We start from the raw sequence: 17,246 nt of genomic DNA on the forward strand, positions 1-17,246 counted from the left end.
GAGGGGGCACAGGGAAGACGGATCACCACGGACCGGTCGGGTTCTCTGCGGAGAGCTCGGCCGGTCCGTCGTCGTTCCTGGAGGGGTGCGGGGAGCCGACGTCCTCGGAGCCCCGGGACACCACGCACCCCTGGGCACCGCGCACCCCCGATTACGTCACGATTGTCTGCCCGAATTGCGCTCCCGCCCTTCCTGGGGGAGCATGCAGAGGTTAGGCTTTCCTAAGTTCAGCTGTCGGGCGGAAGATCGGGGACGGACGTGGGTCCAGGCAAGAAGGGGACGTGCCGCGAGTACGCGAGCGTGGAGGAGCGAGCGGTGTCCCTGGCGCACCGCATGCTCGCGGGTGCCGGTGAGGCCTCGGTCGTGGCGTACCGCCTGGACGGGCACCCCGCGCTGACGTCCGTGGCCCACGGCCTCACGCGCCACGGCGAGCTGGTTCTCGCCACGTCCGTGGACCCCGAGGTGGTGGATCCCGGGCTGCTCGTGGTGGGTGAGCCGCTGGACGTCCGCATGGACATCACCAAGGTGGCCCCGGAGCCCGGCATGCGCATCGTCTCCGCGAGCGCGCACCTGCTGGCGAGCCTCGAGTGGGTGGACCCGCTGGACGCGTCCCTGCTCATGGGCACCGGGGAGCTGCCGGAGCTGGTCACGGCCGTGGCCTGCGCCCCCGGGGGTCGCCTGGCCGTGCTCGACGTCGCCCGCGTGGTCCTCCACGACGGCACCGGCGCCACGCCGTTGACGCTCGGGTGCATCCAGGAGCACCGCCGCCGGGGTGGTGGCCGCGCGGAACGGGTCCAGGAGCTGGAGTCCACCGCGCTGGACGTGGTCATGGGCGTGGACCGGGTGGACCTCGCCACCATGTGCGACGCCGCCGAGCAGGGCTGGATGCCGGCGCACCTTCTCACGCAGAGACCCACCACGGGGGGCTGCGCCCACACGCTGGAGCGGGACTTCGTGGTGGACGTGGACGTCACGGGTGTGACCGTGCTGCGTCACGGGGCTCGCGTGACCAGCGTCTACTTCATGCCGTTTCCCCGTCCGGACGCCGACGCCGGGAACCTGGCGGAAGCCGTGCGCTCGCTGCTGGGCGCCCACGTCACCGCCTGAGGCAGAACGCCCGGGAACGTCGGGCTGGCCGCCGTCACGGCACGACGTGCAGAAGACCGCGAGTCCGGTGACTCGCGGTCTTCTGCGTGTGGGTGAGGCCCCGGGGGACCGAGGTGACCGGCGAACCGGCCTGACGAGACTTACGCGGCCTCGTAGCTGCTGCAGTTGGCGTCCGCGGTGACCTCGATGGAGGACGCGGTGCACAGCAGATCCTTGTTGAACGTGCACTCCAGGCGCTGGCAGGCGCCCACCTGGCCGTTGGCGGTGGGCAGGCCACCGCGGGCGTCCAGGGAGATGAAGGTGGTGCAGGACGCCTCGGAGCCCTGGCCTCCCACGGTGATGGCGGGGGCGGTGCAGCCGTTGTCGTTGAAGGCGCAACCGGTGGCGGTGCAGGCGGAAACAGTGGTGAGAGTGGCCATGGTCTTCTCCTGTGGTTCGAGTGGTGCTCGTCATCGGTGGTCGATTGGTGACGACACTAAAACCATTTTCCGGAGCGCGCCAGTAAGTTCATCCTTACATTAGCGGATTGTTTTCTAATTCCTGGCGAATAACTTCCTGAATTCAGCAGAGCCTCAGCTCATTAAGAAATTGAGATGTTTCCTAATCAGGTGAGCAGTGTCCCGGTCAGGGCGTAGGCGGCGAAGCCCGCCAGGAAGCCCAGGAGGAAGTTCTTGGAGGCCAGGTTCACCAGCACGGCGGCCAGCGCGGCGAGGACGAGTCGGGTGAGCTGCACCCCGGAGTCCGCCTCGATGAGCGTGTAGGCCACGAGGATGAGCATGAGCCCGGCGGGCAGCAGGGTGGCGAGCTCCTCGAGCCCTTCCCGGTCTCGGAAGCGGTGGGCCACCTGCACGGGGATGAACCGCAGGGCGAACGTCACGGCGGCGCAGACGATGATGGCGGCAATCATCTCAGCCCTTCCGTCCGGTGCTCCGCGGGGCGCTCCCGCGCGGTGGGTGCCGGACCATGACCACGCACAGCACGGCGTAGCAGGCCATGGCTCCGAGCAGGAACAGGCTGCGGGGCAGCAGCAGCCCCACCCCGATCGACACCAGGGCGGCCATGACGATCCTGACCCGCTGGGTCGCGGCGGTGATCGCGCCGACGAACAGCAGCGCGAACAGTCCCGTGAGGGCGAAGTCGAAGCCGTCGAAGGACGGGGGGATGAGACCTCCGGCGAAGGCGCCCACGGTGGCCCCGAGCACCCAGTAGACGTGGGAGACGCCCTGGATCATCATCAGCTGGTGCTGCGTGGTGGGGTGCACGCCGCTGGTGATCAGGGCGTAGGCCTCGTCGGTGAGCGCGTACGGGCCGTAGATCTTCGCGGCGGGGGAGTGCAGCAGGCCCGTGGGGTACGAGAAGCCGTAGAACACGTGCCTGCTGTTCACGAGCAGGGTGGTCACCGCGATCTGCACGAGCCCGGCCCCGGCCGCCACCAGCCCCACCAGGAGGAACTCGATGGAGCCGGCGAAGACCACCAGTGCCGTGAGGGGTGCGAGGAAGGGGGCGAAGCCCAGGGAGACGGTGTAGGCGCCGAACGCCATTCCCAGGGGCAGGTACCCCATGGCCACGGGCAGCGTGACCTTCAGGGCCCATGGCAGGCTGCCCTTGGTGGTGTCCATGTGTGAAGAGTGCTCCTGGTCCGCTCGCGCTCGTGACTTCCGGGTCACGGTAGCGCGGGATGCGCACCCCGGGGGCTCACGGCCCGCCTCGCGCTCTGTAATGTGTGTCACATGGCTTCCCGTTACGCGACTCCCGCGGACCTCGTGACCACCCCTCGTCTCACCGCCGTGCGGGCGGACCCTCACGGGCCCGCCGTGGTCCTCCGGCAGGAACTCTCCTCGGACGCCACCCGCTACGTCACGCACGCGTGGTCGGTCCCGAGCACGGGTGAGCCCGGGCAGCTCACGCACGGCGACAAGGGGGTCCGGGAGGTGTGCCCCACCCCCACCGGATCCCTGTGGTTCACCTCCGACCGCCCCGCACCGGCTGACGAGGACAAGCACACGCGGCTGTGGCTGCTGCCCGAGCACGGGGAGGCACGGATGGTGCTGGACGCGCCCGAGGGGATCTCCGGCCTGCAGCTGGGCGGGAACCGGCTGTTCTTCGTCTCCGGCCTGTATCCCGCTGCCCGCGGGGCGCAGGACGAGTTCGCCCGCAACCGGGAGATCCACGACCGCCGCAAGGAGAGCGGCGCGAGCGGGGTGCTGCACGAGCGCTCACCCATCCGCTTCTGGGACCACGACCTCCCCGCCGCGCAGGACGCCCTGTGGTTCCTGGACACCACTGCGCTGGTTCCGGGGGAGGACGCCGCGGCCGCGGTGCACCGCGTGGCACTGCCCCCGGGGCGGCTGGGGCACGTCTCCGTGGCCCCGGACGGCACCTGGCTGCTCGTGGAGCTCGACGTGCTGCTCCCCTCGGGGGCGCAGCGCGGCCAGCTCTGGCGTGTTCCCGCCCCCGGCACCCCGGGCCGCGACGGCGCGGACTCCGAGCCGCAGCTGCTCCACGACGCCGCCGAGGACTGCACGTGGGCGCCCGGTGCCGTCAGCCCGGACGGGACGCGCGCCCTGCTCGTCCGCGAGCGGCTGTGGCGGGACGGTGTGAACATGGCGCTGTCCACCTGGGTGCGGGAGATGGCCACGGGTGAGGAGACCGAGGTGGTGCCCGCGGACGAGCACTGGGCGGAGGACGCGCAGTGGCTGGACGACGAGACCTTCGTCTGCACGAGCGACCACCGCGGCCGCGGCATCGTGCTGCGCGTGCACTGCCCCCGCGGCGGGGTCGTGCACAGGTCAGTCGAGGCCGGCGGCACGGGACAGGACTGGACCTACTCCTCGGTGCGCGTGGCTGGTGCGGAGCTCGTGGGGCTGCGCGCGGACTACGCCCACCCGCCGCAGCTGGTGCGCTGGCCCGCGGAACCGGACGCGGCGGCGTCGTCCGCCGGGGATCGTGACGGGACGGCCCAGGGCCCGGCGCACGCGGGTGGGGGCGCGACGACGCCGCACCCTGCGCCCCGCGTGGAGCCCACCGCGGTGCCCGGGCTGGTTCCCGAGGACACCGTGCCCGGCCGCCTGGAGGAGGTCACCGCCACGGCCGAGGACGGCACCCCGATCCGGGCGTGGCTCGCGCTGCCGCAGGACGAGGCAGAGGGCACGGCGCGGCGCGGCCACCCGCTCGTGGTGTTCGTGCACGGCGGACCGTGGGGCTCCAGCAACCAGTGGAGCTGGCGCTGGAACCCGTGGCCGTTCGTGGCCCGCGGGTACGCGGTGCTGCTGCCGGACCCTGCGATCTCCACGGGCTACGGCCAGGAGATGATCGAGCGCGGGCAGCAGGAGCTGGGCGGCTCGCCGTTCACGGACGTGATGGCGCTCGTCGCGGCCGCCACCGGGCGCGCGGACATCGACCCCGGTCGCCAGGCCCTGATGGGCGGGTCCTACGGCGGGTACATGGCCAACTGGGTGGCCACGCACACGGGCACGAGGTTCCGGTGCATCGTGACCCACGCGTCCCTCTGGAACCTGGACGCGATGGGTGCGACCACGGACAACACCCTCTGGCGCGAGGCCATGGGACCCCGGCAGGCCGCCGAGTACTCCCCGCACCGGTTCGCCGAGGACATCGCGGTGCCCCTGCTGGTGATCCACGGCGACAAGGACTACCGGGTGCCCGTCTCGCAGGGTCTCGAGCTGTGGGCGGACCTGCAGAGCCGCACCTCGGTGGAGGGCCACCGCTTCCTCTACTACCCGGACGAGGGGCACTGGATCCTCAAGCCCGCCAACGCGCGGACCTGGTACGAGACCACGCTCGCGTTCCTCGGCGAGCACGTGCTGGGGGACCAGTGGCACACCCCGGAGCTGCTGGGCTGAGGGGCACGGCCCCGAGGGCGGAGAGATCCATCACGTGTGCGCGGGCCGCAGGCGCGGGGGAGTAGAATCACCACGACTCCCCTCTGCCTCTATCTGTGAAGAGAGACCTGTGTATGTCTGAAAACACCGCCCAGCGCGCCGATCTGCGCAACGTGGCCATCGTGGCCCACGTTGACCACGGCAAGACCACCATCGTCGATGCCATGCTCCAGCAGACGCACGCGTTCTCCAGCCACGGGGAGGTCGAGGAGCGGGTCATGGACTCGGGTGACCTGGAGCGCGAGAAGGGCATCACGATCCTCGCCAAGAACACCACGGTGTTCTACGACGGCCCCGCCGCGAACGGTGAGACCATCACCATCAACGTGATCGACACCCCCGGCCACGCGGACTTCGGCGGCGAGGTGGAGCGCGGGCTGTCCATGGTGGACGGCGTGGTCCTGCTCGTGGACGCCTCCGAGGGCCCGCTGCCGCAGACCCGCTTCGTGCTGCGCAAGGCCCTGGAGGCCAAGCTGCCCGTGATCGTGGTCGTGAACAAGGTGGACCGCCCGGACGCCCGCATCGAGGAGGTCGTCTCGGACACCATGGACCTGCTGCTGGGCCTGGCCTCGGACATCGCCGAGGACCACCCGGACATGGACCTGGACGCCGTCCTGGACGTGCCCGTGGTCTACGCCTCGGGCAAGGCCGGGCGCGCCTCCACCGAGCAGCCCGCCAACGGCGAGCTGCCGGAGAACGAGGACCTCGAGCCGCTGTTCAAGACGATCATCGAGCACATCCCGGCTCCGTCCTACAACCCCGTGGGCGTGCTCCAGGCCCACGTGACCAACCTGGACGCCTCCCCGTTCCTGGGCCGTCTGGCACTGCTGCGCATCTTCAACGGCACCCTCAAGAAGGGCCAGACCGTGGCCTGGGCCCGGCACGACGGCACCCTGAAGTCCGTGCGCATCTCCGAGCTGCTTGCCACCAAGGGCCTGGACCGCGTGCCCGCCGAGAGCGCCGGCCCCGGTGAGATCGTGGCCGTGGCGGGCATCGAGGACATCACCATCGGTGAGACCCTCACCGACCTGGAGAACCCCGAGCCGCTGCCGCTGATCACCGTGGACGATCCCGCGATCTCCATGACCATCGGCATCAACACCTCTCCGCTGGCCGGGCGCGTCAAGGGCGCCAAGGTCACCGCGCGCCAGGTGAAGGACCGCCTGGACAAGGAGCTGATCGGCAACGTGTCGCTCAAGATCCTCCCCACCCAGCGTCCGGACGCCTGGGAGGTCCAGGGCCGCGGTGAGCTCGCCCTGGCCATCCTGGTGGAGCAGATGCGCCGCGAGGGCTTCGAGCTCACGGCGGGCAAGCCCCAGGTGGTGACCAAGACCGTGGACGGCAAGGTGCACGAGCCGTACGAGCACATGACCATCGACGTCCCCGAGGAGTACCTCGGTGCGGTCACGCAGCTGATGGCCGGCCGCAAGGGCCGCATGGAGGGCATGTCCAACCACGGCACCGGGTGGGTGCGCATGGAGTTCAAGGTGCCCTCCCGCGGTCTGATCGGCTTCCGCACCAAGTTCCTCACGGACACCCGCGGCGCGGGCATCGCGTCCTCCTACGCCGATGGCTACGAGCCGTGGGCCGGGGACATCGAGTACCGCACCAACGGCTCCATGGTGGCGGACCGGGCCGGCGTGGTGACCCCGTTCGCCATGATCAACCTGCAGGAGCGCGGCTCGTTCTTCGTGGAGCCCACCTCAGAGGTGTACGAGGGCATGATCGTGGGCGAGAACTCCCGCGCCGACGACATGGACGTGAACATCACCAAGGAGAAGAAGCTCACCAACATGCGTGCGGCCTCCTCCGAGACGTTCGAGAACCTCACCCCGCCGCGCAAGCTCACGCTCGAGGAGAGCCTGGAGTTCGCCCGCGAGGACGAGTGCGTGGAGGTGACCCCGGAGGCCATCCGCATCCGCAAGGTCGTGCTGGACGCGAACGAGCGCATGAAGGTCGCGCGCGCCCGGGCCCGCGCCTGATCGTGGTCCTGCCTCAGTACCCGGGCGGGGGACACGCCACCGAGGGTGCAGTGGACTCACTGCTGCCCGAGGGCGTGGACCCCGCCCGGGCGCGTCTGCTCTTCGTGCACGCCCACCCGGACGACGAGGCCGTGAACACCGCGGCGACCATGGGTCACTACAGCGCGCTCGGCGCCTGCACGGTCCTGCTCACCATGACGCGCGGTGAACGGGGCGAGGTGATCCCGCCCGCCCTGCAGCACCTGGAGGTGGGTCACCCGGACTGCCCGGACGCGGACGGCACCGCCCTGGGCCTGTACCGGATCTCCGAGCTCGACGACGCCGCGGCGGCCATGGGCCTCACGGACCGGTTCTACGCGGGGGAGCCCCCCGCACTGGACGCGGCCCTGGGCTTCGCCAACGGTGCTGGGAAGTACGTGGACTCCGGCATGAGCTGGGGTCCGGACGGCCACGCCCGACCGGCGGCGGACGTCTCCCCGGCAGCTCTGACCGCCGCGGACACGGACGAGGCCGCGGCACACGTGGCCGCCGCGATCCGGGCCCTGCGCCCGCACGCGGTGGTCACGTACGCGGACGACGGCGGCTACGGCCATCCCGACCACGTGGCCACCCACCGGGTGACCCTTCGTGCCGTGGCGCTGGCCGCCGCCACCGACGACGCCGAGGACGATCCCTGGTCCGTGCCCCTCACGTGGGGGATCGAGAGCGAGGTGGATCCGCGGGACCACCGGCTGCAGGCCGCGATCCACGGGGACCTCGAGGTGAAGCGGGCAGCCATGGCAGCCCACGCCACCCAGATCGTGCTCACCGGGGGTCCCGGGGACACCGGGTACACGATGTCCAACGGCGTCCCCCAGACCATCAACGCCACTGAGACGTTCCGGCTGCTCGATCGGCGCCTCCCGTGAGCGGCGGCACGCGCCGCACCGCGCCCTGGGACTCCGGGGGAGGGGCGGAGGAGCGGCCGGGGGCGGCGTCGTCGGCGCTGACCGCGCTGCTCACCGGCGTGCTGGTGGGCGCGGTGGCCACCACCATGCACGGTGGGATCTTCTACGGCGACGGCTGGTGGCTGCCGTGGGGTCTCGTGTTCTCGGGTGCGCTGCTGCTGTGCGCTGGCGTGTGGTGCGGGACCTCCACGCGGCGGGTGTGGGCCGCGGCGGTGCCCGGTCTGCTCACCTACCTCATCGCGTGGGCGGGCGCCTACCTCCGGGGACGCTCGGTGCTGGTGGTGACCTCCTGGGACGCTCCCATCGGTGTGGTGGGCATCCTGTGGTTCGTGGTGGTCTTCGCGGCGGTCATGGTCGCGGTGATTGTGACGGGACGTTGGCTCGTCCGTCAGCGCACGCGGTAGCGTCGGGGGCCGTCGCTAGAATGTTCGAAGACCTGAGAACTGAAGGAGAGGTTCGACAACCGTGACTTACGTGATTGCTCAGCCCTGCGTGGACGTCAAGGACAAGGCGTGCGTGGAGGAATGCCCCGTGGACTGCATCTACGAGGGTGAGCGCTCCCTCTACATCCACCCGGACGAGTGCGTGGACTGCGGTGCGTGCGAACCGGTGTGCCCCGTGGAGGCCATCTACTACGAGGACGACACCCCGGACGAGTGGGCCGACTACTACAAGGCGAACGTGGAGTTCTTCGACGACCTCGGCTCCCCGGGCGGAGCCGCGAAGCTCGGCAACACCCACAAGGACCACCCGCTGATCGCCGACCTGCCCCCGCAGAACCAGGACTGAGCCGGTGAGCGAGCGCGGCGGCTTCGGCCTGGACCTGCCCGACTACCCCTGGAACTCCCTGGCCCCGTACCGGGAGCTCGCCGCGGAGCACCCGGACGGCGTGGTGGACCTCTCCATCGGGACGCCGGTGGACCCCACGCCCCTGGTGGTCCAGGACGCGCTGGCCGCCGCCGCGGACGCCCCCGGCTACCCCACCACCCACGGGACCGCGGCGCTGCGCGAGGCCGTGGTGGCCTGGTACGCCGAGCGCCGGGGCGTTGCGGGCCTGGACCCGGAGGCCGTGATGCCCACCGTGGGCTCCAAGGAACTGGTCGCGTGGCTGCCGCTGCTGCTGGGGCTCGGCCCCGGGGACGTGGTGGTGCGGCCCGTGGTGGCGTACCCCACCTACGACATCGGCGCCCGGCTGGCCGGGGCGGAGTCCGTGGCCGCCGACTCCCTGGACGAGCTGGACCCCGCGGTGCGTGAGCGCGTGCGCATGGTCTGGGTCAACTCCCCGGGCAACCCCACGGGCATCGTGCGGGACGCGGACTCGCTGCGCGGCCTCGTGGACCAGGCCCGCGCGCAGGGCGCGGTGGTGGTCTCGGACGAGTGCTACGCCGAGCTCGGGTGGGGCCGCTGGGATCCCGCCGAGGGTGGCGAGCCCGTGCCCTCCGTGCTGGACCCGCGCGTGAGTGGAGGGGACACCTCCCTGCTGCTCAGCGCGTACTCCCTGTCCAAGCAGTCGAACCTCGCGGGGTACCGGGCGGCGTTCCTGGCCGGTGATCCCGCGCTCATGCGATCGCTGGTCAACTCCCGCAAGCACGCGGGCATGATCGTGGCGTACCCCGTTCAGGAGGCCATGCGCGTGGCCCTGGGGGACAGCGCCCACGTGGCCGCGCAGAAGAGCCTCTACCGCGCCCGCCGGGCCGCGCTGAAGCCCGCGGTGGAGGCGTTCGGTCTCACCGTGGAGCACTCGGAGGCGGGGCTGTACCTGTGGGGCACCGCAGGGGAGGACACCTGGACCACCGTGGAGCGCTTCGCCCGCCAGGGCATCGTGGTGGGCCCCGGAACGTTCTACGGCGAGGCCGGGGCGGGCCACGTCCGGCTCGCCCTCACCGCCACCGACGAGCGCGTGGCCGCCGCCGTGGAACGGCTGGACCGGGCGCGCTGAGCCCCACCCCCGCGCGGTGAGCCCCGCCTGCGTGCTCCGGGGGCAAGTGGAATCCCCCGCGCGGCACCGAGTAGGTTGGTGGGGGATCAATCTGCACTTCCACCGGTGCGCGTCCGCCTGCCGCCACGAGGACGTGGTGGACCGGGGCGCGGCCCCCGTCGTGGAACATCCGAGCACAACGTGAAGGACACATCATGGCAGACGCCAAGAAGACCACCGGCAAGGTGGAGCTGACCTACGAGAAGGGCAAGTCCCTCGAGTTCCCCGTGCTGGAGGTCACCGAGGGCAACCAGGGCTACAACATCGGCTCCCTGCGCAAGGAGACCGGCAACGTCAGCTTCGATCCCGGTTTCGTGAACACCGCCAACACCCACTCCTCGGTGACCTACATCGACGGAGAGCAGGGCATCCTGCGCTACCGCGGCTACCCCATCGAGGAGCTCGCGGAGCACTCCAACTTCCTGGAGACCGCCTACCTGCTGATCTACGGCGAGCTGCCCACCCGTGAGCAGTACGAGGACTTCCAGCACCGGATCACCACGCACACCATGGTGCACGAGGACATCAAGCTGTTCTTCAACGGCTTCCCCCGCTCCGCGCACCCCATGCCGGTGCTCTCCTCGGCGGTCTCGGCGCTGTCCACGTTCTACTCCGACTCCCTGGACCCCTTCAACAAGGAGCAGGTGGAGATCTCCACCATCCGCCTGCTCGCCAAGGTCCCCACCCTGGCCGCGTACGCGTACAAGAAGTCCGTGGGAGAGCCCATGCTCTACCCCCACAACGACCTCAACTACGCCGAGAACTTCCTGCGCATGTGCTTCGGCGTGCCGGCCTCGGACTACGAGGTGGACCCGGTGGTTGCCAAGACCCTGGACATCCTGTTCATGCTCCACGCCGACCACGAGCAGAACTGCTCCACCTCCACCGTGCGCCTGGTGGGCTCCTCCCACGCGAACATGTTCGCGTCCGTCTCCGCGGGCATCAACGCCCTCTACGGCCCGCTGCACGGCGGCGCCAACGAGGCCGTGCTGGCCATGCTGGACCAGATCCAGAACCGCGGGCTCTCCGCGGACGAGTTCATGGAGAAGGTCAAGAACAAGGAGGACGGTGTCCGCCTCATGGGCTTCGGGCACCGTGTCTACAAGAACTACGACCCCCGCGCCCGTATCATCAAGGGCTACGCGCACGACGTCCTGGCCAAGATGGGCGGCAACAACGAGCTGCTGGACCTGGCCATCGGCCTGGAGGAGAAGGCGCTTGCGGACGACTACTTCGTGGAGCGCAAGCTGTACCCGAACGTGGACTTCTACACCGGGCTGATCTACAAGGCCATGGGCTTCCCGGAGAAGATGTTCACCGTGCTCTTCGCGATCGGCCGCCTGCCCGGCTGGATCGCCCAGTGGCGCGAGATGATCGAGGACCCGGAGACCAAGATCGGCCGTCCCCGCCAGCTCTACGTGGGCGAGGGCGAGCGCCACTACCCCACGGCCAGCTGATCCCCGCGCAGCGGGTACGACGCCGCCCCGGTCACCTTCTCGGTGACCGGGGCGGCGTCGTCGGGGGAGGGGCTCAGCCCTCGTAGCCGTTGGGGTTGTTCTTCTGCCAGTTCCAGTGGTCCCGGCACATGGTGTCGATGTCGCGGTCCGCGGACCAGCCCAGGTCCGCGAGGGCGGAGGCAGGATCGGCGTAGGACACGGCGGCGTCGCCGGGCCGGCGCGGGGCGATCTCGTAGGGGATCTCCCGCCCGGAGGCCTTCTGGAACGCGTCGCGGACCTCCAGCACGGAGTAGCCGCGACCGGTGCCCAGGTTCCACACGTGCACCCCGGGATCCTGCGCGATCCGGTCCAGGGCCCGGAGGTGGCCGTCCGCGAGGTCCACCACGTGGATGTAGTCGCGCACGCCGGTGCCGTCCGGGGTGGGGTAGTCGTCGCCGAAGACCATGAGCTTCTCCCGGCGCCCCACGGCCACCTGCGCCACGAAGGGCATGAGGTTGTTGGGGATCCCGGAGGGGTCCTCGCCGATCCGGCCGGACTCGTGGGCGCCCACCGGGTTGAAGTAGCGCAGCAGCGCCACTGACCAGCGCTCGTCCGAGGCCGCGAGGTCCGCGAGCATGTCCTCGATGTGCTCCTTGGTGCGCCCGTAGGGGTTCTGCGCGTCCATGGACAGCTTCTCGGTCAGCGGCATGGTCTCCGGCGCGCCGTACACCGTGGCGGAGGAGGAGAACACGATGGACCGGCACCCGCTCTCCTCCATGGCCCACAGCAGGTTCACGGTGCCGCTCACGTTGTTCGTGTAGTACCACAGGGGCTTCTGCGCGGACTCGCCCACGGCCTTGAGCCCCGCGAAGTGGATCACGGCGTCCGGACGGTGCTCCCGGAACACGCGGTCCAGCCCGGGGCGGTCCAGCAGGTCCACCTCCTCGAAGGCGGTGACGTCCCGGCCGGCCAGTTCGGCCACCCGGTCCAGTGACGTGCGGGACGAGTTGGAGAGGTTGTCGAGCACCACCACGTCGTGGCCTGCCTGCAGCAGGGCCAGGACGGTGTGCGAGCCGATGTAGCCGGTTCCCCCGGTGACGAGAATCTTCATGGGCTCCACCCTATCGAGTGCGCCCGGCAAGCACGTGCGGCCGGTCCCGTTGCCAGGACCGGCCGCACACACCGGGGTGACGACGCCGCGGCGCTCAGTTCGCGTGCAGCACCGAGTTCAGCTCCACGGAGCCGCCGCTGCGGGGCAGGGCCTCCACGGCGCCGTTCACGGAGTTGCGGCGGAACAGCAGGTTGTCGACGCCCGAGAGCTCGGCGGCCTTGACCACGCGGGGTTCCCCGGCGGCGTCGTCCAGCAGGGAGACCCTGGTGCCGGCGGTGACGTAGAGCCCGGCCTCCACCACGCAGTCGTCGCCGAGGGAGATGCCCACGCCGGCGTTGGCGCCGAGCAGGCAGCGCTCGCCCAGCGTGATGCGCTGCTTGCCGCCGCCGGAGAGGGTGCCCATGATGGACGCCCCGCCGCCCACGTCCGTGTGGTCGTGGACCACCACGCCCGCGGAGATCCGGCCCTCCACCATGGCCGCGCCCAGGGTGCCGGCGTTGAAGTTCACGAAGCCCTCGTGCATGACCGTGGTGCCCTCGCCCAGGTGGGCACCCAGGCGCACGCGGTCCGCGTCCCCGATGCGCACGCCGGAGGGGACCACGTAGTCCACCATGCGGGGGAACTTGTCCACGGCGAAGACCGTGACCGGCCCGCCCGCGCGCAGGCGCAGCAGGGCGCCGGTGAGCTCCTCGGCGAGGACGGGGCCGCGGCTGGTCCACGCCACGTTGGCGAGCAGCCCGAAGACGCCGTCCAGGTTGAGCGTGTTGGGCTTCGCGAGCCGGTGCGAGAGCAGGTGCAGCCGGAGGTACGCGTCCGCTGTGTCCCGCGGGGCCTCGTCCAGGTTCACCACGGAGGTCACGATCTCCGAGCGCACGTTGCGGTCCGGGTCCGTGGTCGCGGCGACCCGCAGGTCCGCCTCGTAGCTGGTGTCCGGGTTCGCGCTCAGGGCGGGGGCCGGGTAGAAGACGTCCAGCACGGTGCCCTCGCGGGGCCCGGAGTCCACCACGGTGGCCAGGCCCACGCCGGAGGCGGTGCGGGAATTCTCGGTGCTCTCGCTCGTAGAAGTCATGTGAGCCATCCTACGAGGTCACCTCGCGGGCCCGTGACTAGGCTGGCGGCCATGGCAGACCACCAGCAGACCCCCGCACTCGACCTCACCATGGACCCCGCCGACCTCACCGCCGCACTCGTGGACATCGAGTCCGTCTCGGACCACGAGGGACCGCTCGCCGACGCCGTGGCGGCCGCCCTGCGCGCGCTGCCGCACCTCAGCGTCCACCGGGACGGCGACACCGTGGTGGCCCGCACGGAGCTGGGCCGCCCGGAGCGGGTGGTCCTCGCCGGGCACCTGGACACCGTCCCGCTGCCCACCGTGGCGGGTGCGCTGGGCACGGTGCCGTCCGTCCGGCGTCGTGAGGGGGGCAGGGACGTGATCTACGGCCGAGGGACCACGGACATGAAGGGCGGCGTGGCCGTGCAGCTGGCTCTCGCGCAGCAGCTGCGCGAGCCGAACAGGGATGTGACCTGGGTGTTCTACGACCACGAGGAGGTGGCCAGCGAGGCCAGCGGCCTGGGGCGGGTGATGCGCAACTCCCCGCACCTGCTGGAGGCGGACTTCGCGGTGCTCCTGGAGCCCACCAACGGCACGGTGGAGGGCGGGTGCAACGGCACCATGCGCTTCCGCATCACCACGCACGGGAAGGCCGCGCACTCGGGACGGGCGTGGATCGGGGAGAACGCCATCCACGGGCAGGCGGACCTGCTGGCCCGGCTGGCGCGCTACGAGCCCCGCACCGTCACCGTGGAGGGCCTGGACTACCGCGAGGGGCTCAACGCCATCCGGATCGGCGGGGGAGTGGCCGGCAACGTGATCCCGGACACCGCGTGGGCGGAGATCAACTACCGCTTCGCCCCGGACAAGACCCTGGAGCAGGCGCAGGACCACGTGCGCGAGGTCTTCGAGGGGTACGAGATCGAGTGGCAGGACCTCTCCCCGGCGGCCCGCCCCGGGCTGGACCGGCCCGCGGCGGCGCAGTTCGTGGCCGCGGTGGGACAGAAGCCCATGCCCAAGTACGGGTGGACGGACGTCGCCCGCTTCTCGGAGGCCGGGGTGCCCGCCGTGAACTTCGGCCCCGGGGACGCCCTGCTGGCCCACACGGACGACGAGCACGTGGCCGCGGACGCCGTGCGCGCCTGCCACCGTGCGCTCTCCCAGTGGTTGTCCTGACCGGGCACGTAGCCTGGAACCATGACGTCCCACGACACCCCTCCCGAGCCCGATCCCGCCCCCGCGCCCTCAGGTCCTGCCGAGCGCCACAAGGGCCCGGTGGTGCTGCGCCGTGAGCAGCTGCGCCGACGCACCTCGGACCAGCGCTTCCTGGACCAGCGCCCCGCGGAGCCCGACGACTTCACGCGCACCGACCCCTGGCGCGTGATGCGCATCCAGGCGGAGTTCGTCGAGGGTTTCGACGCGCTCGCCAACCTCGGCCCGGCCATCACCGTGTTCGGCTCCGCCCGCACGGCCCCCGCGCACGAGGAGTACAGGCTCGCCCGTGAGATCGGCGCCGCCATCGGCGAGGCCGGCTACGCCGTGGTCACGGGCGGCGGCCCGGGTGTGATGGAGGCAGCCAACCGCGGTGCGGTGGACGTGGGCGCGCAGTCCGTGGGCATCGGCATCGAGCTGCCCCACGAGCAGCACCTGAACCACTGGGTGGACCTGGGCATCAACTTCCGGTACTTCTTCGCGCGCAAGACCATGTTCGTGAAGTACAGCCAGGGCTTCGTGGCGCTGCCGGGGGGTTTCGGCACGCTCGACGAGCTCTTCGAGGCGCTCACGCTCGTGCAGACCGGGAAGATCACCCGGTTCCCCGTGATCCTGGTGGGCACCGACTACTGGGGCCCGCTGGTGCAGTGGCTCACCACGTCGCTCGTGGCCGGCGGCAAGGCGTCCGCGGCGGACCTCGACCTGCTGCGCGTGGTGGACACCGCCGCCGAGGTCGTGGACATCCTCACCGCGGTCCACGCCGAGGACCCCGGCATGCAGGCACCCGCGCCCCGACCGGACGCCGCCCGGCTCGGCCCCCGGGCGTGAGCTCCCCGGCACCCGGAACCGCCACGGGCCCCGGGGTGAGCGACACCGCCGTGCCCGCCCGCTCCCGGGGGCTTTCCGCCCGGCTGCGCTCGGGGCTAGGCACCCGGTGGGCCCGCGCCCCGTGGTGGCTCGCTGTCCTCGCGGTCTTCGGCCTCTCGCGAGTGTGGGGCTGGGCCGTGTTCAGCGTGGTCGGCGGGCAGCAGGGTCCGGGCCCCTGGGGCGACGGCGCCCTGGGGTACCTGGACTTCGTGGCCACGTGGGACTCGGACTGGTACCGGACCATCTTCCGGGAGGGCTACCCCGTGGAGCTGCCCACCGACTCCCTGGGAACCGTGCAGGAGAACCCGTGGGCGTTCTACCCGGTGTTCCCGCTGCTGGTGCGGGGCATCGCCTCGGTCACCGGCACCGGGTGGGCGGCCACCGCTGCCACGGTGTCCCTGCTGGCGGGCTTCGGGGCGGCACTCGTGCTGTACCGGCTGGTGTGCACGGCCCCCGTGATGGCGGGGCCGCGCACGCCGGGAGGGGCCTCCAGCCCGGCGCTGTGGGCCGTGGCGGTCTTCGCCTTCAACCCCGTGGCGCCCGTGCTCCAGACCCCCTACGCCGAGTCCCTGAACCTGCTCTTCCTGCTGGTTGCCCTGCTGTGCGTGGTGCGGGGCCGGGCCGCGGGGGCCGCGGTGTTCGTGGTCCTGCAGGCGCTGACCCGACCCACGGGCGTGGCGCTCGCGGCGGCGCTGGGTGTGTGGTGGCTGTGGGGCGCGGTGCGGGACGTCCGGCGGCGTCATCGGGCGTGGTACCGCTGCCTGGACCGGTGGCTGGCGCTGGCACTGCTGGCGTGCGCGGCCGCCCTGGCGTGGCCCGCGATCGCGTGGGCCGTGACCGGCGAGCCGGACGCGTACACCGCCACCGAGACCGCGTGGCGTGGCGCCTCCTCCGTGGTGCCCGTGCTGCCGTGGTTCCACGAGGCCGCCGTGCTGCTCGGCCCGGTGGGGGGTCTGCTCGCGCCGGTGCTGCTGGTGGTGGCCGTGGTGCTCCTGCTGCGCTCCGCGGTGGTGCGCCGCAGCCTGCCGTTCGTGGTGCGCGTGTGGCTCGCCGCGTACGGGTGCTACCTGCTGCTCGTGCTGAACCCCCAGACCTCCACGTTCCGCCTGCTGCTGCCCTGGGCGCCGCTCGCGGCTCCGCTGGTGCACGTCAGCGGGTCGCGGGCGTACCGCACCCTGCTGGTGGTCACCGGGGCGGTCCTGCAGCTCGTGTGGGTGGGTTGGCTGTGGCACTGGAAGCAGCTGCCCGGGGGCGGGGACTACCCGCCGTGAGCCCCGGTCCGTGGGCGGGGTCACTGCCCGCGGTTCGCGTTCGATAAGATGGGTGCTGTCGATATCCACGAAGAGGAGCTCATCAATGGCGGCCATGAAGCCGAGAACGGGTGACGGACCCATGGAGGTCACCAAAGAAGGACGCAGCCTGATCATGCGGGTCCCCCTGGAAGGCGGTGGACGCCTCGTGGTCGAGCTCAAGGCGGACGAAGCCGCCGAGCTCCGCGAGTGCCTCGCCGGAGTGACCCAGTAGGCCTGCGGACACCGTCCGGACACAGCGAGAGCCCCTCACCGCGGTGAGGGGCTCTCGCTGTGTCCGGGTCCGGTACACACGCTGGGGGTGGCGTCCGGCGAAACGGTCCGCCGGGGGCATCGGGGGGCG

17 protein-coding genes are annotated in these 17,246 nt (G+C 71.3%); 12 read left to right on the forward strand and 5 right to left on the reverse strand.

Annotation, left to right across the window (positions count from 1 at the left end; genetic code table 11):
• The first annotated feature begins 258 nt into the window (after positions 1 to 258).
• A complete protein-coding gene (locus tag Q4A22_RS04850; protein WP_303177599.1) occupies positions 259 to 1,107 on the forward strand; it encodes a hypothetical protein in 849 nt (282 codons plus the stop codon).
• A 140-nt stretch (positions 1,108 to 1,247) separates the two neighbouring features.
• Here Q4A22_RS04850 and Q4A22_RS04855 read toward each other — a convergent pair whose 3' ends face one another.
• The 3 genes from Q4A22_RS04855 to Q4A22_RS04865 form a co-directional block, all read right to left on the reverse strand.
• Positions 1,248 to 1,526: a DUF1540 domain-containing protein gene (locus tag Q4A22_RS04855; RefSeq protein ID WP_303177600.1), complete on the reverse strand. Its 279-nt coding sequence runs from the start codon at positions 1,524 to 1,526 to the stop codon at positions 1,248 to 1,250.
• 185 nt (positions 1,527 to 1,711) lie between these two features.
• Positions 1,712 to 2,014 carry an AzlD domain-containing protein gene (locus Q4A22_RS04860; RefSeq protein ID WP_303177601.1) on the reverse strand — a complete coding sequence of 101 codons (303 nt, stop codon included), beginning with the start codon at positions 2,012 to 2,014 and terminating at the stop codon, positions 1,712 to 1,714.
• A gap of 1 nt (position 2,015) precedes the next feature.
• On the reverse strand, positions 2,016 to 2,726 hold the full coding sequence (locus Q4A22_RS04865) for an AzlC family ABC transporter permease (protein ID WP_303177602.1): 711 nt from the start codon (positions 2,724 to 2,726) through the stop codon (positions 2,016 to 2,018).
• 111 nt (positions 2,727 to 2,837) lie between these two features.
• Here Q4A22_RS04865 and Q4A22_RS04870 point away from each other — a divergent pair, with 111 nt between their 5' ends.
• From Q4A22_RS04870 to Q4A22_RS04900, 7 genes are all read left to right on the forward strand, one after another.
• Complete coding sequence (locus Q4A22_RS04870; protein ID WP_303177603.1) at positions 2,838 to 4,970, forward strand: S9 family peptidase; 2,133 nt, start codon at positions 2,838 to 2,840, stop codon at positions 4,968 to 4,970.
• A 113-nt stretch (positions 4,971 to 5,083) separates the two neighbouring features.
• Positions 5,084 to 6,991 carry a translational GTPase TypA gene (typA, locus tag Q4A22_RS04875; protein WP_303177604.1) on the forward strand — a complete coding sequence of 636 codons (1,908 nt, stop codon included), beginning with the start codon at positions 5,084 to 5,086 and terminating at the stop codon, positions 6,989 to 6,991.
• Positions 6,992 to 7,041: 50 nt separating this feature from the next.
• Entirely contained in the window at positions 7,042 to 7,899 is an 858-nt protein-coding gene (locus tag Q4A22_RS04880) for a PIG-L family deacetylase (RefSeq protein ID WP_303177605.1), read from the forward strand.
• Positions 7,896 to 8,342 carry a hypothetical protein gene (locus Q4A22_RS04885; protein ID WP_303177606.1) on the forward strand — a complete coding sequence of 149 codons (447 nt, stop codon included), beginning with the start codon at positions 7,896 to 7,898 and terminating at the stop codon, positions 8,340 to 8,342. The genes Q4A22_RS04880 and Q4A22_RS04885 overlap by 4 nt, the downstream gene beginning before the upstream one ends.
• A gap of 61 nt (positions 8,343 to 8,403) precedes the next feature.
• On the forward strand, positions 8,404 to 8,727 hold the full coding sequence (fdxA, locus tag Q4A22_RS04890) for a ferredoxin (protein WP_303177607.1): 324 nt from the start codon (positions 8,404 to 8,406) through the stop codon (positions 8,725 to 8,727).
• 4 nt (positions 8,728 to 8,731) lie between these two features.
• Positions 8,732 to 9,877, forward strand: a complete 1,146-nt coding sequence (dapC, locus tag Q4A22_RS04895; RefSeq protein ID WP_303177608.1) for a succinyldiaminopimelate transaminase — start codon at positions 8,732 to 8,734, stop codon at positions 9,875 to 9,877.
• 194 nt (positions 9,878 to 10,071) lie between these two features.
• Complete coding sequence (locus Q4A22_RS04900) at positions 10,072 to 11,373, forward strand: citrate synthase (RefSeq protein ID WP_303177609.1); 1,302 nt, start codon at positions 10,072 to 10,074, stop codon at positions 11,371 to 11,373.
• A gap of 73 nt (positions 11,374 to 11,446) precedes the next feature.
• Here the strand turns inward: Q4A22_RS04900 and galE are convergent, their stop codons facing one another.
• Both galE and dapD read right to left on the reverse strand, forming a co-directional pair.
• Positions 11,447 to 12,463, reverse strand: coding sequence for a UDP-glucose 4-epimerase GalE (galE, locus tag Q4A22_RS04905; RefSeq protein ID WP_303177610.1), 1,017 nt, complete (start codon positions 12,461 to 12,463; stop codon positions 11,447 to 11,449).
• Between the two features lie 94 nt (positions 12,464 to 12,557).
• Positions 12,558 to 13,532, reverse strand: a complete 975-nt coding sequence (gene dapD / locus Q4A22_RS04910; protein WP_303177611.1) for a 2,3,4,5-tetrahydropyridine-2,6-dicarboxylate N-succinyltransferase — start codon at positions 13,530 to 13,532, stop codon at positions 12,558 to 12,560.
• A 51-nt stretch (positions 13,533 to 13,583) separates the two neighbouring features.
• Between dapD and dapE the strand changes: the two genes are divergently transcribed.
• The 4 genes from dapE to Q4A22_RS04930 all read left to right on the forward strand — a co-directional run bounded on the left by dapE (position 13,584) and on the right by Q4A22_RS04930 (position 17,117).
• Positions 13,584 to 14,690: a succinyl-diaminopimelate desuccinylase gene (gene dapE / locus Q4A22_RS04915; protein ID WP_303177612.1), complete on the forward strand. Its 1,107-nt coding sequence runs from the start codon at positions 13,584 to 13,586 to the stop codon at positions 14,688 to 14,690.
• Between the two features lie 21 nt (positions 14,691 to 14,711).
• Complete coding sequence (locus tag Q4A22_RS04920) at positions 14,712 to 15,554, forward strand: TIGR00730 family Rossman fold protein (protein ID WP_303177613.1); 843 nt, start codon at positions 14,712 to 14,714, stop codon at positions 15,552 to 15,554.
• Between the two features lie 35 nt (positions 15,555 to 15,589).
• Positions 15,590 to 16,864: a hypothetical protein gene (locus tag Q4A22_RS04925; RefSeq protein WP_303177614.1), complete on the forward strand. Its 1,275-nt coding sequence runs from the start codon at positions 15,590 to 15,592 to the stop codon at positions 16,862 to 16,864.
• An 85-nt stretch (positions 16,865 to 16,949) separates the two neighbouring features.
• A complete protein-coding gene (locus tag Q4A22_RS04930; protein ID WP_012397900.1) occupies positions 16,950 to 17,117 on the forward strand; it encodes a DUF3117 domain-containing protein in 168 nt (55 codons plus the stop codon).
• Positions 17,118 to 17,246: the final 129 nt, after the last annotated feature.

This window comes from Kocuria sp. (genome assembly GCF_030530945.1).
GTDB lineage: Bacteria > Actinomycetota > Actinomycetes > Actinomycetales > Micrococcaceae > Kocuria.

What these genes read in the sequence shown, in the direction of transcription:
- Q4A22_RS04855 (WP_303177600.1), bottom strand. Translation starts at nt 1,526, where the DNA reads ATGGCCACTCTCACCACTGTTTCCGCCTGCACCGCCACCGGTTGCGCC.
- Q4A22_RS04860 (WP_303177601.1), bottom strand. Translation starts at nt 2,014, where the DNA reads ATGATTGCCGCCATCATCGTCTGCGCCGCCGTGACGTTCGCCCTGCGG.
- Q4A22_RS04865 (WP_303177602.1), bottom strand. Translation starts at nt 2,726, where the DNA reads ATGGACACCACCAAGGGCAGCCTGCCATGGGCCCTGAAGGTCACGCTG.
- Q4A22_RS04870 (WP_303177603.1), top strand. Translation starts at nt 2,838, where the DNA reads ATGGCTTCCCGTTACGCGACTCCCGCGGACCTCGTGACCACCCCTCGT.
- typA (WP_303177604.1), top strand. Translation starts at nt 5,084, where the DNA reads ATGTCTGAAAACACCGCCCAGCGCGCCGATCTGCGCAACGTGGCCATC.
- Q4A22_RS04900 (WP_303177609.1), top strand. Translation starts at nt 10,072, where the DNA reads ATGGCAGACGCCAAGAAGACCACCGGCAAGGTGGAGCTGACCTACGAG.
- galE (WP_303177610.1), bottom strand. Translation starts at nt 12,463, where the DNA reads ATGAAGATTCTCGTCACCGGGGGAACCGGCTACATCGGCTCGCACACC.
- dapD (WP_303177611.1), bottom strand. Translation starts at nt 13,532, where the DNA reads ATGACTTCTACGAGCGAGAGCACCGAGAATTCCCGCACCGCCTCCGGC.
- dapE (WP_303177612.1), top strand. Translation starts at nt 13,584, where the DNA reads ATGGCAGACCACCAGCAGACCCCCGCACTCGACCTCACCATGGACCCC.
- Q4A22_RS04920 (WP_303177613.1), top strand. Translation starts at nt 14,712, where the DNA reads ATGACGTCCCACGACACCCCTCCCGAGCCCGATCCCGCCCCCGCGCCC.
- Q4A22_RS04930 (WP_012397900.1), top strand. Translation starts at nt 16,950, where the DNA reads ATGGCGGCCATGAAGCCGAGAACGGGTGACGGACCCATGGAGGTCACC.